The sequence below is a fragment of the Gordonia zhenghanii genome (assembly GCF_021738965.1).
GTDB lineage: Bacteria > Actinomycetota > Actinomycetes > Mycobacteriales > Mycobacteriaceae > Gordonia > Gordonia zhenghanii.
Map to the genome: position 1 here is coordinate 101,013 of NZ_JAKKOQ010000005.1, position 13,125 is coordinate 114,137.

The window sequence follows — 13,125 nt, forward strand, 5'->3', positions numbered from 1 at the left end:
TGATCAGGAACTGTTCGGATCAGCTGGCGTAGGGGTCAGCTGGCGGAGGAGTCAGCTGGCGTAGGAGCGCAGCTTCTCGGCACGGTCGCCCTGGCGCAGCTTGCCCATCACGTCGCGCTCGATCTGGCGGACGCGCTCGCGGGACAGGCCGAAGGCGCGTCCGATCTGGTCGAGCGTGCGCGGCTGACCGTCTTCGAGGCCGTAGCGCATGATGATGACGGCCTGCTCACGCTCGTCGAGCGTGCCGAGCACCGAGCGGATGTCCGAGTGCAGCAGGTTGGCGATGACGACGGTCTCGGCCGAGGTCGCCTCGGAGTCCTCGATGAAGTCGCCGAGGGGAGCCTCTTCGTCATTGCCGACCGGCATGTCCAGGCTCACCGGGTCGCGGCTGTGATCCATCAGGTCGGCGATCTTGGCTGCCGGGATGCCCGACTCGGCGGCGAGTTCGTCGTCGGTGGCCTCGCGTCCCAACTGCTGATGCAGTTCGCGGCGGATGCGGGCCAGCTTGTTGACCTGCTCGACGAGGTGGACAGGGAGGCGGATGGTCCGGCTCTGGTCGGCCATACCGCGGCTGATCGCCTGGCGGATCCACCAGGTCGCGTACGTCGAGAACTTGAAGCCCTTCGCGTAGTCGAACTTCTCGGCCGCGCGGATCAGACCCAGGTTGCCCTCCTGGATGAGGTCGAGCAGCGGCATGCCGCGGCCTGTGTAGCGCTTAGCGAGCGAGACGACGAGTCGCAGGTTCGCCTCGAGGAGGTGCGCGCGAGCCGCTTCGCCCTCGCGGGCGATGATCTTCAGGTCCCGCTTCTTGGCGGGCGTCGGCTTCGTGGTGGCCAGCAGATGCTTGGCGTACAGACCGGCCTCGATCGCCTTGGCGAGATCGACTTCCTGCTCGGCGTTCAAGAGGGCGGTGCGACCGATGCCGTTCAAGTAGACACGGACGAGGTCGGCAGACGGCGACTGTGCGTCGAGATCCTGTTCGGTGAGGGCCGGGCGAGTGCGGGCGGCAGGGGCTACGGACGGGCGTGCAATCGTCGTGCGAGACATACGACCTCCTGGAGTGCGCTGTTCGAGTGCGTTCACCTGGTCTAACGCCCTCGGTGACCAAAAGGTTCCCGGCGGTCGCTGAGAAGTTTCTGAGATGTGAGTTCGAAGCGTCGCCGCACTGCCGAGGTCAATTCCGCTGTGGTCTGCGACACTCCGCTGAACAGGTGTGTCGCGGCGACGCCCTCACAGAACACGAGGAGATCGGCGGCGTCCGATTCGGCGTCGGGCGAGCCCAGCGATGTGAACAGCGCGCGTGCACCGGGGCGGGAGAACAGACTGTCGCGCAGTGCGGTCGCGAGGTCGGCGTCGTGTGCGGCGTCCGGTGCGAGCGCGAACCTGGCGCGGACGTCGCGTGTGCGCGCGGTGGTCAGGGTGTGCAGGTATCTGCCGACGACGTCGGCGGCGTCTGCCGCCGATGAGGCGTCGGGTCGGCGCGTGGTCTCGAACGACGCGGCCGACGTCGCCGTGAGGTGCGTCAGGGCCGCGTCGAGAAGTTCACGGCGTGTGCGGAAGTAGTAGGACGTCGAGCCCTTCGGGAGATCGAGACATCGGTCGACGCCGCTGTGGGTGACCGCGCGGTTCCCGCCGTCGGCGGCGAGGTCGAGGGCGGCGTCGGCGATCCGAGTGCGACGGTCGGGGCGTGCGGTGAGGTCGGCCACGGACTCTATCCAACCATGACTCTATAAACATAGAGTCATGGTCATGAGGTCACTCCGGACGAACTGGCGGCGCTCGAGGGCGGCGGTCACTCGCGACGACGTCGCCGTGCACGCCGCTGTCCGCGGCATGACGCTGACTCCGGCCCAGGAACGGGTGGCGGCAGCCTTGACGGCCTCCGCTGAGGCGCCCACGGTCGGCGGGCGCCCGGTCGGGGTGTACGTGGTCGGGCCGCCCGGGACCGGGAAGACTGCCGTCGTCGACTGGTGGATCGGGGCGTGCGGGGCGGCCGGAAGACCGAGAGTGCTGCGCAGACACCTGCACGAGTTCTTCGCGGACCTGCATCGAGGGATCGGCGTGCACGGCGGATGGGAGTCGGGTCTGGAGGCCGTGACTGGCCGAAGTGGTCGGCAGGTCGACGTGGTGTGCCTCGACGAGTTCACCGTTCACGATCCGGCAGACGGAGTGTTTCTCGATCGGGTGTTGCGGACGCTGGCCGCGCGAGGGACGCGGATCGTCGTGACGTCGAACCGCCTGCCGGCGGAGTTGATGCCGAACCCGTTGTTTCACGCGGGTTTCGAGCCGACCATCGAGGCGATCGAGGCGATGTTCACGATCGTGTCCCTCGCCGACGGCGAGGACATGCGCGTCGCGGCGGGGCGCGACTCGGGGTTCGACTCGGGCGTGTGGCACGAGGCATCGAGCCGGGGCTCGGCCGGGCGCGAGCGAGTCGTGCGGCCGGGGTCGCAGCCGTTCCCGGTGGTCGAAGGGTCCGACGGCGGGGTACGGATCGACTTCGCCGATCTGTGCGACCGGCCGACGAATGCCGCGGACTACCTGTGGCTCGCCCGGGAGTACGCCGCGATGACGGTGACCGGCGTGCGATGCGATCTCGGTCGGCCGTCGCTCGCTCGCTGGGCCGCGCTGCTCGACGTGTTGTACGACGCCGATGTCCGGGTCGACGTCCACGCGATGTGCAGTCGTTCGGCGATGGCGGCCGCACTGACCGCCGCGCTGCCGGATGCGGCGCGGACAGTCAGTCGGATGGGCGCCTGGTTTCCGGCAGGGTGTCTCGCGCCGTGAGCACACGCGGACCATCGTCGGTGACGGCGACGGTGTGCTCGGAGTGGGCGGTCATCGAGCCATCGGCCGAGCGCAGGGTCCAGCCGTCGGGGTCGTGGACCAGTCGTTCGGCGCCTGCGGACCACCACGGCTCGAGTGCCAGCGTCATGCCCGGCCGCAGGACCGGCCCGCGGCCCGCGCGGCCGACGTTCGGCACATGCGGATCCTCGTGCATCGTCCGCCCGATGCCGTGGCCGCCGTACTCGGTGTTGACGCGGTAGCCCGCCGCTCGGGCGACGTCGAAGATCGCGGCCGAGACGTCGCCGAGCCGGCCGCCCGGTGTCATCGCAGCGATCGCGGCGTCGAGGGCCCGCTCGGTGGAGGCGATCAGCCGTGAGTCGGGGTGATCGGCGCCGGTGCTGGGGTCGGTGTCGTCTCGGACGCGGACGGTGACCGCGGAGTCGGCAGCCCAGCCGTCGATCGTCACCGCGAAGTCGAGAGTCAAGACGTCGCCGTCGACGAGGACGTGGTCACGGGGGAGTCCATGCAGCACCGCGTCGTTGACCGACAGGCAGATCACGTTCCGGAACGGTCCCTCGCCGAACGACGGCGCGTAGTCCCAGTAACAGCTCACGGCTCCGCGGTCGGCGATCATCGTGCGTGCGCGCTGCTCGAGATCGAGGACATTGACCCCGGGTCGAGCGCGGTGCGACAGATCGCTCAGCACCTCGCCGACGAACTGGCCGGTGACAGCCATCTTCTCGATCTCTGCGGGAGTCTTCAGCTCCATCAAGGTGTTCTCCGTTCGCAGTGGGATAGTTCCGCGTCCTCGCCTGTGCTTGCGCAGCCTCGTGCACGTATACGCACCTTCATTGCGTCTCCGCATGCTCAGCGGAGGCTGCTAAGACGCAATGATGCGGTGATACGCGATCTGATGCGGCGGCACGAGAACGCAGGCTGCGGTCTGGTCGTCAGTCGTCGTCGACGCCCCGGCGCTCGTCGGACCCGGGCCGGTCACTCGACTGCTCGTCACTGGACTGGGCGTCGATTACCGGGTGATCGCCGTCGTCGAAGCGGTCTCGCGGTGCGGGACGATCCGCGAGCTCGGGTGAACCGACGACGCGGTTCGGTCCGTAATGGTAGGTCGCGACCTCCCCGCGTCGACGCGGCTCGGCGTCGTTGGCGCGCAGCACGGCGATCCAGGGGATCGGGATCGACACGACGATGATCGCCAACGCGATCCATCCGTTCTGGGTCGTCGCGTAGACGATCGATGCGATGATCAGCGCGGGAACGCGAACGCTCATCATGACCAGATACCGTCGCTTTCGCGCACGGAAGGCCGCGTCCTGATCCTGCTCGGCGCCGGTGATCAGGAAAGTGTTCGGGTCGGATTCGTCGTGCGCCATACCTCCATGGTTCCACAGTGAGTAACAATGGCTTCATGGCAACGCAGACGATCGAACGCCCGGACATCGACGAGCGGACTGAACAAGACGATGACACACCCAAGGTCTTCCACTATGTGAAGAAGAACCAGATCGTGGAGAGCGCGGTGATGGGCAATCACGTCGTCGCGCTGTGCGGCGAGGTCTTTCCCGTCACCAAGCAGGCGAAGCCCGGTTCGCCGGTGTGCGAGAAGTGCAAGAAGATCTTCGCGAAGATGAAGAAGTAGTCACTCGCGAGAGTTACGCCGGGTGATGGCCCGGTTTCGCAGCGTGTCGGTCAGTTCCGTGGTCTGCGTCGTCACCCAGTGGCGCATCACGGGACTGTTCTGGCGGCTCGGCCAGAATTCCTGACACGCTGCGTTGAACTCTGCGCCCAGCACGATCGCGAAGCCCAGGAAGTAGGTGAACAGCAGGAACGCGATAGGCGTCGCGAGCGCGCCGTAGGTGTAGCCGGTCTTTGCGAGAGTCGTCAGGTACGCGCGGAGGACATAGCTCGCGAGCCAGAATCCGACGCCCGCGAGTATCGCGCCCGGAACCAGGCGACGCCGTGGTGGCGGATAGGGAAGTGCGAAGCGGTACAGCGCCGACAAAGCGCCGATCAACAGCAGGCCGACGAATGGGAAGTACCCCCAGTCGACGAGTTCGGCCACCGCCGGACCCCACGACTGGGGCAGCACGTTCTGCAAGTAGGTCGGACCGAGAGCGACCAACGGCAGGACGAAGATCGCCATGATCAAGAAGAACAAGTAGATGATGAGGGCGAAGATCCTCTGCCACACCGGATTTCGCACCTGATGCTGGTGGTGCGCGTGGACGATCGACGACACGAAGCACGACATCGCCGACGACCCGGCCCACAGCGACAGCACGAAACTCAACGACATCACCGTCACCCGGCCACGGCTGAGGACGTTGTCCACTGTCGGCTCGATCAAGTCGGTCACCACCTGGTCGCTGAACGTCCGCTCGGCGAACGACATGATGCGCTGGGAGATGACGTCGATGGTGTCCGGGCCGAACCAGCCCGCAATGTAGCCGATGCTGCCGAGTACACCGAGGATCAGGGGAGGCAATGACAACGCCTGCCAGAACGCGGCCTGTGCCGCCCAGCCGATGATCGAATCGTCCCAGCATTTGACCGTCGTCCGCCACGCCAGCGCAGGGAGACTGCGCAGTACCGGTCGTCGCGGACCACTCGGCGGATCGTCGAAGTCGCGGGTAGGGGACACCGACGCCGAGGCCTCCGATGCGGGCTCTGCGGCGTCGTCGTCGTACTGCGTGCCGTGAGTGCTGATGAGACAAGCATGGCCGATGGCGGGTTCGGGATCGATCACCGACCCGCCGATGGCGTGGCGGGAGTGTCTGAGCCAGGGGCTAGAATCAATCTCGTATCCGTGCACCGAAGCGGCCTCGCGAAGGCTGTCGGACACGCATGCCAGGGGGAGAGTTCACAAGTCGATCTGTCAGGAGCAAGGTGACCAGTACCGATGTCGACGCCGACCGCCGAATTGCATCGGGGGCGCCGCTGCGCGCGTGGCAGCGACGGGCGCTCACCAGGTATCTGACGTCCCGACCGACCGATTACCTCGCGGTCGCGACCCCGGGTGCAGGCAAGACGACGTTCGGTCTGCGGGTCGCGGCCGAACTGCTCGCGGATCGCACCGTGGAGCGCATCACCGTCGTCGCGCCGACCGAGCACCTCAAACATCAGTGGGCGGCGTCGGCGGCTCGCAACGGCATCGCGCTCGATCCGAACTTCTCCAACTCGACCGGCTCCACGAGCTCGGACTTCGACGGCGTCGTCCTCACCTACGCGCAGGTGGCCGCACACCCGTTCCGGCACCGCGTCCGCACCGAGCAGTATCGGACGCTGGTGATTCTCGACGAGATCCACCACGGCGGCGACGCCAAGTCGTGGGGCGACGGAATCCGGGAAGCCTTCAGCGACGCGACGCGGCGTCTGTCGCTCACGGGTACGCCGTTCCGGTCGGACGACTCACCGATCCCGTTCGTCACCTACGAGTCGGAGCCGGGCGGCGGACAGCGATCGCGTGCCGACAGCTCATACGGCTATGCCGAAGCGTTGCGCGACGGCGTCGTGCGCCCCGTGGTGTTCTTGGCGTACTCCGGTGAGGCGAGCTGGCGTACCAGCGCGGGTGAGGAGTTCACCGCCCGTCTGGGCGAGCCGCTGTCGGCCGAGCAGACGGCACGCGCATGGCGTACAGCGCTCGATCCGCACGGTGACTGGATCTACGCGGTCTTCACCGCGGCGCACCGCCGCCTGACGCGACTGCGCGAATCCGGGGTGCCTGATGCCGGCGGCCTCGTGATCGCGACCGATCAGCAGAACGCGCGCGACTACGCGGATCTCCTGCTGTCCATCACCGGGAAGAAGCCGACGGTCGTGCTGTCGGACGATCCCAAGTCGTCGTCGCGGATCGAGACCTTCTCGAACTCGACCGACGAGTGGATGGTCGCGGTCCGCATGGTGTCCGAAGGCGTCGACGTCCCGAGGCTGTCGGTCGGCGTCTACGCGACCAACGCGTCGACCCCGCTGTACTTCGCGCAGGCGATCGGCCGTTTCGTCCGGTCCCGCCGCCCCGGCGAGACAGCGAGCGTCTTCCTCCCGTCGGTCCCGGTCCTGCTCCAGCTCGCCAGCGAACTGGAGGCGGAGCGCGATCACGTGCTCGGCAAACCGCATCGGGAGTCCGACGGGCTGGACGACGGGTTGCTCACCGAGGCGAACAAGCGGGAAGACGAGCCGGGTGAGGACGAGAAGCCGTTCCAGTCGCTGCACGCCGACGCCGAACTCGACCAGGTGATCTATGACGGGTCGTCGTTCGGCACGTCGACACTCGTGGGGTCGGACGAGGAGTCCGACTATCTCGGGCTCCCGGGCCTCCTGGACGCCGATCAGGTACGCACGCTGCTCCAGCAGCGTCAGGCGCAGCAGGTCACGAACCGGAGCACCGCGCGTCCGCGGGAGGACGATCAGGCGAAGGCCGCACCGAACCCCGCCGAACGTGGCACGGGGGAGAACCTGCTCGCCCTCCGTAAAGAACTGAACACTCTCGTCGCACTGCACAATCAGCGCACCGGTCGCCCACACTCGATGGTGCACAAAGAACTGCGCTCGCGACTCGGCGGTCCGCCGACGGCGATGGCGACCGCAGACCAACTCAACGAGCGGATTCAAGCGCTGCGCGCGTGGAAGTGACGGCCGTGGAAGTGACGGTGTAGTCGGCTGAAGAGCTGCAGACAGCGAAAGAGGGAGGCGAGCCGATGATCGGCTCGCCTCCCTCGTATCGTTCGACGACTATGTCTCGCGTGAAGGGCGCTGGGTTCGGCTCACTCCGAGATCGACACCACTGCGCCGACTTCGACGAGGCGCGCCTCGTGGTCGTTGTAGTGGTGACGGCAGAAGAGGAGCTCTCCGCCTGTCGGGAGCTCGGCACGCACCTTGGCCGCAGCGCTGCAACGGTCGCAGCGATCGGCGGCGGTCAGGCCAGTGGAGACGAGTGTGTCGGGCGTTGCGATGTCAGGCATGGCTTCCTCCGTCCCTTCATATGACAGATCCGAGTCGATCCGTCATGGCTTCACCTTGTCAGACGTATGGGGCCGCGTATTTGTTCCCTGAGATCCCGGGTGTGTCGCAGGACACCCGGGTTCGGCCCCGGAAAAACTAGTCGAGATAGTCGCGCAAGACCTGGGAACGGCTCGGGTGGCGCAGCTTGCTCATCGTCTTCGACTCGATCTGCCGGATGCGCTCACGGGTCACCCCGTACACCTGACCGATCTCGTCGAGAGTTCGCGGCTGGCCGTCGGTCAGACCGAACCGGAGCCGGACGACGCCTGCCTCGCGCTCGGACAGCGTGTCGAGGACGTCCTGAAGCTGATCCTGCAGCAGCGTGAAACTGACGGCGTCGACGGCGACGACGGCCTCGGAGTCTTCGATGAAGTCGCCGAGCTGACTGTCGCCCTCGTCGCCGATGGTCTGGTCGAGGGAGATCGGCTCACGGGCGTACTGCTGGATCTCCAGCACCTTCTCCGGCGTGATGTCCATCTCCTTGGCGAGTTCCTCCGGCGTGGGCTCACGGCCCAAGTCCTGCAGGAGTTCGCGCTGGATGCGGCCCAGCTTGTTGATGACCTCGACCATGTGCACCGGGATGCGGATGGTGCGGGCCTGATCGGCCATGGCGCGGGTGATGGCCTGCCGGATCCACCAGGTCGCGTACGTGGAGAACTTGTAGCCCTTCGTGTAGTCGAACTTCTCGACCGCACGGATCAGACCGAGGTTTCCCTCCTGGATGAGGTCCAGGAACGCCATGCCGCGTCCGGTGTAGCGCTTCGCGAGCGAGACGACCAGGCGGAGGTTCGCTTCGAGAAGGTGGTTCTTGGCGCGGTTGCCGTCCCGCGAGATCCACGACAGGTCGCGGCGCTGAGCGACGGTGAGCTTCTCGCCGGACTCCATGATGCGGCGCATGCGCTCGGTCGAGTACAGGCCGGCTTCGATGCGCTTGGCGAGTTCGACTTCCTCTTCGGCGTTGAGGAGTGCGACCTTGCCGATCTGCTTGAGGTAGGCGCGGACCGAGTCGGCCGATGCCGTGAGCTCGGCGTCCTTGCGGGCCTGACGGAGCGCTTCGGACTCCTCCTCGTCCCACACGAAGTCGCCGGACTTCGCCTCGTCGTCGGCCTTGCCTTTGGGTTTGGCCTTGGCTTTGCCCTTGGCGGGCTTCGCGTCGTCGACCACCAGCTCTTCGTCGGCGAGATCGATGTCGGTGGCGTCGACGTCGTCGAGGTCGGCGGTCGCCTTCTCAAGGTCGGCGTCCTCGACTCCAGTCGACGCGGGCGCCTTCACGGCCGCCTTCTTGGCCGGGGCCTTCTTCGCTGCTGCCTTCTTAGCAGGAGCTTTCTTCGCCGCTGCTTTCTTGGCGGGGGCCTTCTTCGCCGCCGCCTTCTTGGCGGGGGCCTTCTTGGCGGGGGCGGCGTCAGCTGCGGGGGCGGTATCGCCTGCTGCTTCGACGGATGCGTCGGGTGACTGTGTGGTTGCCACGTACAACCTTTCGACTGTTCTCACGTGCGGCACGGTTGATCGCATCCTGAATTAGAACGTGATGCCGTGGGTGAAGGGGCTTGAGGCTTCGGTGCGGGACCGATGTGTTCCATTGTAACTCTCGCCGCCGCGAAGCTCACATGCGCAGACCCTCGTCAACGGCCATCGCAGCGCCTACTATGCCCGCGGTGTTGCGCAGACTTGCCGCGATCACGGGCGTGTCGACGGTGAGCATCGGGATCCAGACGTCGGCCTTTCGGCTGATGCCGCCACCGACGACGAACAGGTTCGGGGAGAAGATCCGCTCGTAGTGCGCAAGGACCCGAGAGACCTTTCCTGACCACTTGCGATACGACCAATCGTGGTCTTTGCGGACCTTCGCGGACGCTCGGGCCTCAGCGATTCGGCCGCCGACCTCGAGGTGGCCGAACTCGGTGTTCGGGACCAGTACACCGTCGTGGAAGAGTGCCGAACCGATGCCGGTCCCGAATGTCAGAAGGATCACCGTGCCTTCGTCGAGTCCGGGCCGTCCGCCGAACCGGACTTCGGCGAGTCCTGCAGCGTCAGCGTCGTTGAGACCCGCGACGGTGCGCCCGCCGAGGTGCTTGCCGAACAGGTCCTGAATGTCGGCGCCGTCCCACGAGGCGTCGATGTTGGCTGCCGATCGCACGATGCCGTCGCGCACCACTCCCGGGACGGTGATGCCGACGGGCCCGGTCCAGCCGAAGTGGTCGGTGATCTCCCGGCACGTCTGGGCCACTGCGTCGGGGGTCGCGGGCTGCGGAGTGTCGAGACGGAGGCGGTCACCGACGAACGACCCGGTGCGCAGATCGACCATCGCGCCTTTGACGCCCGATCCGCCGACGTCGATTCCGAATCCGATCTGCGGCGACGGGTCGTGTGTGCTGTCGGCCCCGAGGTAGGTAACGCGCCCGAGTGCTGCGCCGGACGGTGCGTCGGTCATCAGTGAATTCACTTTCGTGGGAGCGGACGTCGGCACGCCGGGAACATCGGCGTGACTCGGCGCGTCGTGTCGGTCGGAACACAGTGTGTCTGATCGGCAACTCTAAGGCACAGACGACCCGCCGTAGACTCGACTGCGTGACCAGTTCCCCTGACCGTGCAGAAGAACTCTCCGTTGTCGCTCGCCGTGTTGCCGAAACGGCGGCACAGCACGTCCGCGTCCGCCGTTCCGAACTGTTCGCCCCGTGGGGCACCCGGTCCGACGACACGTCCGTGAGCGCGAAATCGACCCCGACCGACCCGGTGACCGTCGCCGACACCGAGACCGAGTCGCTGGTCCGGGAACTGCTGCAGGAGCAGCGTCCCGGCGACGCGATCCTCGGCGAGGAAGAGGGCGGCAGCGTCGACGTGCCCGACGGAGTCCGCTGGGTGGTCGACCCGATCGACGGCACGGTCAATTTCTTGTACGGCATTCCGGCCTACGCAGTCTCGGTGGCCGCGCAGATCGGCGGTCGCTCGGTGGCTGGCGCGGTCGTGGACGTCGCTCGGGAGATCACGTACTGGGCGTGGTCGGGCGGCGGATCGTATGCGTGCGCCGGAAGTCAGCAGGAACCGATCGGCGCACCGATCCGCCTGCGCGCCAATTCAATCGACGACGTCAGCCTGGCGCTCGTCGCGACCGGCTTCGCTTACAACGCGAGCAGGCGAGCTCAGCAGGGCCGGCTGATGGCGGAACTGCTGCCTCGAGTACGTGACCTGCGTCGTATCGGTGCGGGCGCACTGGATCTGTGCATGGTCGCGTCCGGAGCCGTCGACGCGCACATCGAGCACGGCCTGAGTCCGTGGGACTGGGCTGCGGGCGGCTTGATCGCTGCTGAAGCGGGTGCACACGTGGTACTGCCGCCCGCGGACTCACGGTCGAGCGAGGGCGACGCGACGATCGCTGCGGCCCCGGGGATCGCTGTGGACTTCCTTGCCGTTCTCGACGAGATCGGTGCCACCGGCCCGCTGCCTGAGTGAGAGCTGCTGCCTGCGGCAGTCAGCAGGTCTGGGCGTGGACCGCGTCGAGCAGGGACGCGTCGACCGGCGACTGCTTCTGCTTCGGGGCGGCCACCCGCAACGCCTCGATCGCGGCTTGGGCGTCCTGACTGGGCTGTGTCGTGGTGTAGAACTCGCCGAGCGTCAGATCGATGTCGGACCCCTTGCGCCCGTCGTTGACGAGTTGCGCGCAGGGGGCGATCAGCCATACGGCAGCCGCTGCGGCCTGGCCGTCCTGCCCGAATCGAATCTGGGCGACACAGTGGAGGTCGCGGTCGGTGTACACGGTGTCGTCGCTGTAGGCGGGCTGAGCCGGGCGGTAGCCGAGCGATGTCAGATCGTCGCTCACCGACTGGGCGGAGCCGCGTTCGGCCGCGGCGTTCAGCACTCGGACGCTGAACGTCGAGAGGGGTGCGGGACCGACGCTCAGCATGTCGGTGTCGCTGACCGGGGTCAGTTTCGAGGAGTCGGCGATGTTGCAATCGGTGGGATACGACTCGGCCTCGTCGCCCGTGAACACGAAGACCCAGCCCACGACCGCGGCGATCGCGACGATGGTGATGACGACCAGACCGGATCGCAGATTACGACGGTGGAACGGCCGCCCCTTCGCGTCGGTCGTGTAACCGGTGGCGATTCTCGAGACCACGTCGCTGAGCACCTTCTTCCGTGAGGGGAGATCGGCACCACTGTAATCGCGCCAGAGCCCTCCGGCGGCGGTGGCGCGCCGGAACGGGTTCGCGTGGGGGTGTCGCCCACACCTGCTCGCGACTCGTTTCCGAGTGCTCGGGCGGCACCTGGGTAATCGATCGACCCGCCGTTGTTGACAGGGCACGGTCCGCTACCTAGAATACGGTCGCCCAAGGTCATAACGAATGGGACTTGAGATGGTGTGACGGGCCACAAGTGCGTCGCCCCAGCAGGATTGGCCTACCGGGAATAAACCAGGTGAGTTCAGCGATGAACGACCGGACACCAGCAATACGACACAAGACTCAGGCAGGCACACAATGGCAACTGACTACGACGCGCCGCGACGGACCAACGACGACGATCTCGCCGAGGATTCGCTCGAAGAACTGAAGGCGCGCCGCAATGAGGCGCAGTCGGGCGACGTCGATGTCGACGAAGGCGACACCGCCGAGTCGTTCGAACTGCCGGGCGCTGACCTCTCCGGCGAAGAACTCTCGGTGCGGGTGGTTCCGAAGCAGGACGACGAGTTCACCTGCACCAGCTGCTTCCTCGTGTACCACCGCAACCGGTTGGCCGAGCAGCACGGAAACGAGCTGCTCTGCGTCGACTGTGCGTGACGCACCAGGGGCACGACGGACGATGACGCCGTACGGGGTTTCAGCCCTGTGCGGCGTCTGTCATATTCAACGCTTCGAGCACCTTCTCCGGATGCCGCGTGGAGATGAGCCAGTAGGGGGTCGGGTCGTCGGGATCGTCGAGGACGAGCAGGACCATCGACTTGATCCACGAGCGATGCATCAGGAACGCGGCCGGATCGAGTTGGCGCCCCATCGCCGCGCTCTTGGCCGAGGGGGCGATCGCCGCGCCGCGAGCGATCACGTCGCGCGGCAGCACCGCCTTGTGTGCGCGTAACGAACCGTCCGCGTCGACGGAGACCTGCGTGCGCCCCATCGACCAGATGCCCCAGCCGAGCAGGACGGCGAGGACCGGATACGCCGCCCACGTCCACGGCTGGTGGTAGCCCGCCAACTGGATCTCGAAGCCGAGTAGCGCGGTCACCACGGCGGCGGCGATCCACCACCACCACGGCGTGGTGAGGTGTTCGGTGTAACGATTTCCGCGTACGGAGCCGGTCTGAGGAGATTCGGTCACACAGCCAAGGTT

15 protein-coding genes are annotated in these 13,125 nt (G+C 66.7%); 5 read left to right on the forward strand and 10 right to left on the reverse strand.

What is annotated here, in order from left to right; all coding sequences use genetic code 11:
• Positions 1-51 precede the first annotated feature (51 nt).
• Positions 52-1,047: a sigma-70 family RNA polymerase sigma factor gene (locus L5G32_RS05200; protein ID WP_237009964.1), complete on the reverse strand. Its 996-nt coding sequence runs from the start codon at positions 1,045-1,047 to the stop codon at positions 52-54.
• Between the two features lie 41 nt (positions 1,048-1,088).
• A complete protein-coding gene (locus L5G32_RS05205; RefSeq protein ID WP_237009965.1) occupies positions 1,089-1,706 on the reverse strand; it encodes a TetR/AcrR family transcriptional regulator in 618 nt (205 codons plus the stop codon).
• 43 nt (positions 1,707-1,749) lie between these two features.
• Between L5G32_RS05205 and zapE the strand changes: the two genes are divergently transcribed.
• Positions 1,750-2,787 carry an AFG1/ZapE family ATPase gene (gene zapE, locus L5G32_RS05210; RefSeq protein ID WP_237009966.1) on the forward strand — a complete coding sequence of 346 codons (1,038 nt, stop codon included), beginning with the start codon at positions 1,750-1,752 and terminating at the stop codon, positions 2,785-2,787.
• Here the strand turns inward: zapE and map are convergent.
• Entirely contained in the window at positions 2,741-3,559 is an 819-nt protein-coding gene (gene map / locus L5G32_RS05215; protein ID WP_237009967.1) for a type I methionyl aminopeptidase, read from the reverse strand. The two genes, zapE and map, sit on opposite strands and share 47 nt — an antisense overlap.
• Positions 3,560-3,737: 178 nt before the next feature.
• A complete protein-coding gene (locus L5G32_RS05220) occupies positions 3,738-4,175 on the reverse strand; it encodes a DUF3099 domain-containing protein (protein WP_237009968.1) in 438 nt (145 codons plus the stop codon).
• Between the two features lie 35 nt (positions 4,176-4,210).
• Here L5G32_RS05220 and L5G32_RS05225 point away from each other — a divergent pair, with 35 nt between their 5' ends.
• Positions 4,211-4,441, forward strand: coding sequence for a DUF3039 domain-containing protein (locus L5G32_RS05225; protein WP_237009969.1), 231 nt, complete (start codon positions 4,211-4,213; stop codon positions 4,439-4,441).
• Here the strand turns inward: L5G32_RS05225 and L5G32_RS05230 are convergent, their stop codons facing one another.
• Positions 4,442-5,443 (reverse strand): YihY/virulence factor BrkB family protein, encoded by a 1,002-nt coding sequence (locus L5G32_RS05230; protein ID WP_237010238.1) that lies wholly within the window; start codon positions 5,441-5,443, stop codon positions 4,442-4,444. It abuts the gene before it with no gap.
• 245 nt (positions 5,444-5,688) lie between these two features.
• On the opposite strand from L5G32_RS05230, the gene L5G32_RS05235 reads away from it, so the two are divergent.
• On the forward strand, positions 5,689-7,431 hold the full coding sequence (locus tag L5G32_RS05235) for a DEAD/DEAH box helicase (protein WP_237009970.1): 1,743 nt from the start codon (positions 5,689-5,691) through the stop codon (positions 7,429-7,431).
• A 131-nt stretch (positions 7,432-7,562) separates the two neighbouring features.
• Here L5G32_RS05235 and L5G32_RS05240 read toward each other — a convergent pair whose 3' ends face one another.
• The 3 genes from L5G32_RS05240 to ppgK form a co-directional block, all read right to left on the reverse strand.
• Positions 7,563-7,760 carry a DUF7455 domain-containing protein gene (locus L5G32_RS05240; RefSeq protein ID WP_237009971.1) on the reverse strand — a complete coding sequence of 66 codons (198 nt, stop codon included), beginning with the start codon at positions 7,758-7,760 and terminating at the stop codon, positions 7,563-7,565.
• Positions 7,761-7,896: 136 nt separating this feature from the next.
• Complete coding sequence (locus L5G32_RS05245; RefSeq protein ID WP_237009972.1) at positions 7,897-9,267, reverse strand: RNA polymerase sigma factor; 1,371 nt, start codon at positions 9,265-9,267, stop codon at positions 7,897-7,899.
• A 136-nt stretch (positions 9,268-9,403) separates the two neighbouring features.
• Positions 9,404-10,231, reverse strand: a complete 828-nt coding sequence (gene ppgK / locus L5G32_RS05250) for a polyphosphate--glucose phosphotransferase (protein WP_265738706.1) — start codon at positions 10,229-10,231, stop codon at positions 9,404-9,406.
• A 137-nt stretch (positions 10,232-10,368) separates the two neighbouring features.
• Between ppgK and L5G32_RS05255 the strand changes: the two genes are divergently transcribed.
• Entirely contained in the window at positions 10,369-11,250 is an 882-nt protein-coding gene (locus L5G32_RS05255; protein ID WP_237009973.1) for an inositol monophosphatase family protein, read from the forward strand.
• Between the two features lie 19 nt (positions 11,251-11,269).
• Here the strand turns inward: L5G32_RS05255 and cei are convergent, their stop codons facing one another.
• On the reverse strand, positions 11,270-11,917 hold the full coding sequence (gene cei / locus L5G32_RS05260) for an envelope integrity protein Cei (RefSeq protein WP_237009974.1): 648 nt from the start codon (positions 11,915-11,917) through the stop codon (positions 11,270-11,272).
• A 361-nt stretch (positions 11,918-12,278) separates the two neighbouring features.
• On the opposite strand from cei, the gene L5G32_RS05265 reads away from it, so the two are divergent.
• Positions 12,279-12,578 (forward strand): DUF4193 domain-containing protein, encoded by a 300-nt coding sequence (locus L5G32_RS05265; RefSeq protein ID WP_237009975.1) that lies wholly within the window; start codon positions 12,279-12,281, stop codon positions 12,576-12,578.
• Between the two features lie 40 nt (positions 12,579-12,618).
• Here L5G32_RS05265 and L5G32_RS05270 read toward each other — a convergent pair whose 3' ends face one another.
• Positions 12,619-13,113 (reverse strand): DUF3093 domain-containing protein, encoded by a 495-nt coding sequence (locus tag L5G32_RS05270; protein WP_237009976.1) that lies wholly within the window; start codon positions 13,111-13,113, stop codon positions 12,619-12,621.
• Positions 13,114-13,125: the final 12 nt, after the last annotated feature.

Excerpts from the sequence above, each read along its gene's own strand:
- L5G32_RS05200 (WP_237009964.1), bottom strand. The coding sequence starts at position 1,047 with ATGTCTCGCACGACGATTGCACGCCCGTCCGTAGCCCCTGCCGCCCGC.
- L5G32_RS05225 (WP_237009969.1), top strand. The coding sequence starts at position 4,211 with ATGGCAACGCAGACGATCGAACGCCCGGACATCGACGAGCGGACTGAA.
- L5G32_RS05240 (WP_237009971.1), bottom strand. The coding sequence starts at position 7,760 with ATGCCTGACATCGCAACGCCCGACACACTCGTCTCCACTGGCCTGACC.
- L5G32_RS05220 (WP_237009968.1), bottom strand. The coding sequence starts at position 4,175 with ATGGCGCACGACGAATCCGACCCGAACACTTTCCTGATCACCGGCGCC.
- L5G32_RS05265 (WP_237009975.1), top strand. The coding sequence starts at position 12,279 with ATGGCAACTGACTACGACGCGCCGCGACGGACCAACGACGACGATCTC.
- zapE (WP_237009966.1), top strand. The coding sequence starts at position 1,750 with ATGAGGTCACTCCGGACGAACTGGCGGCGCTCGAGGGCGGCGGTCACT.
- ppgK (WP_265738706.1), bottom strand. The coding sequence starts at position 10,231 with ATGACCGACGCACCGTCCGGCGCAGCACTCGGGCGCGTTACCTACCTC.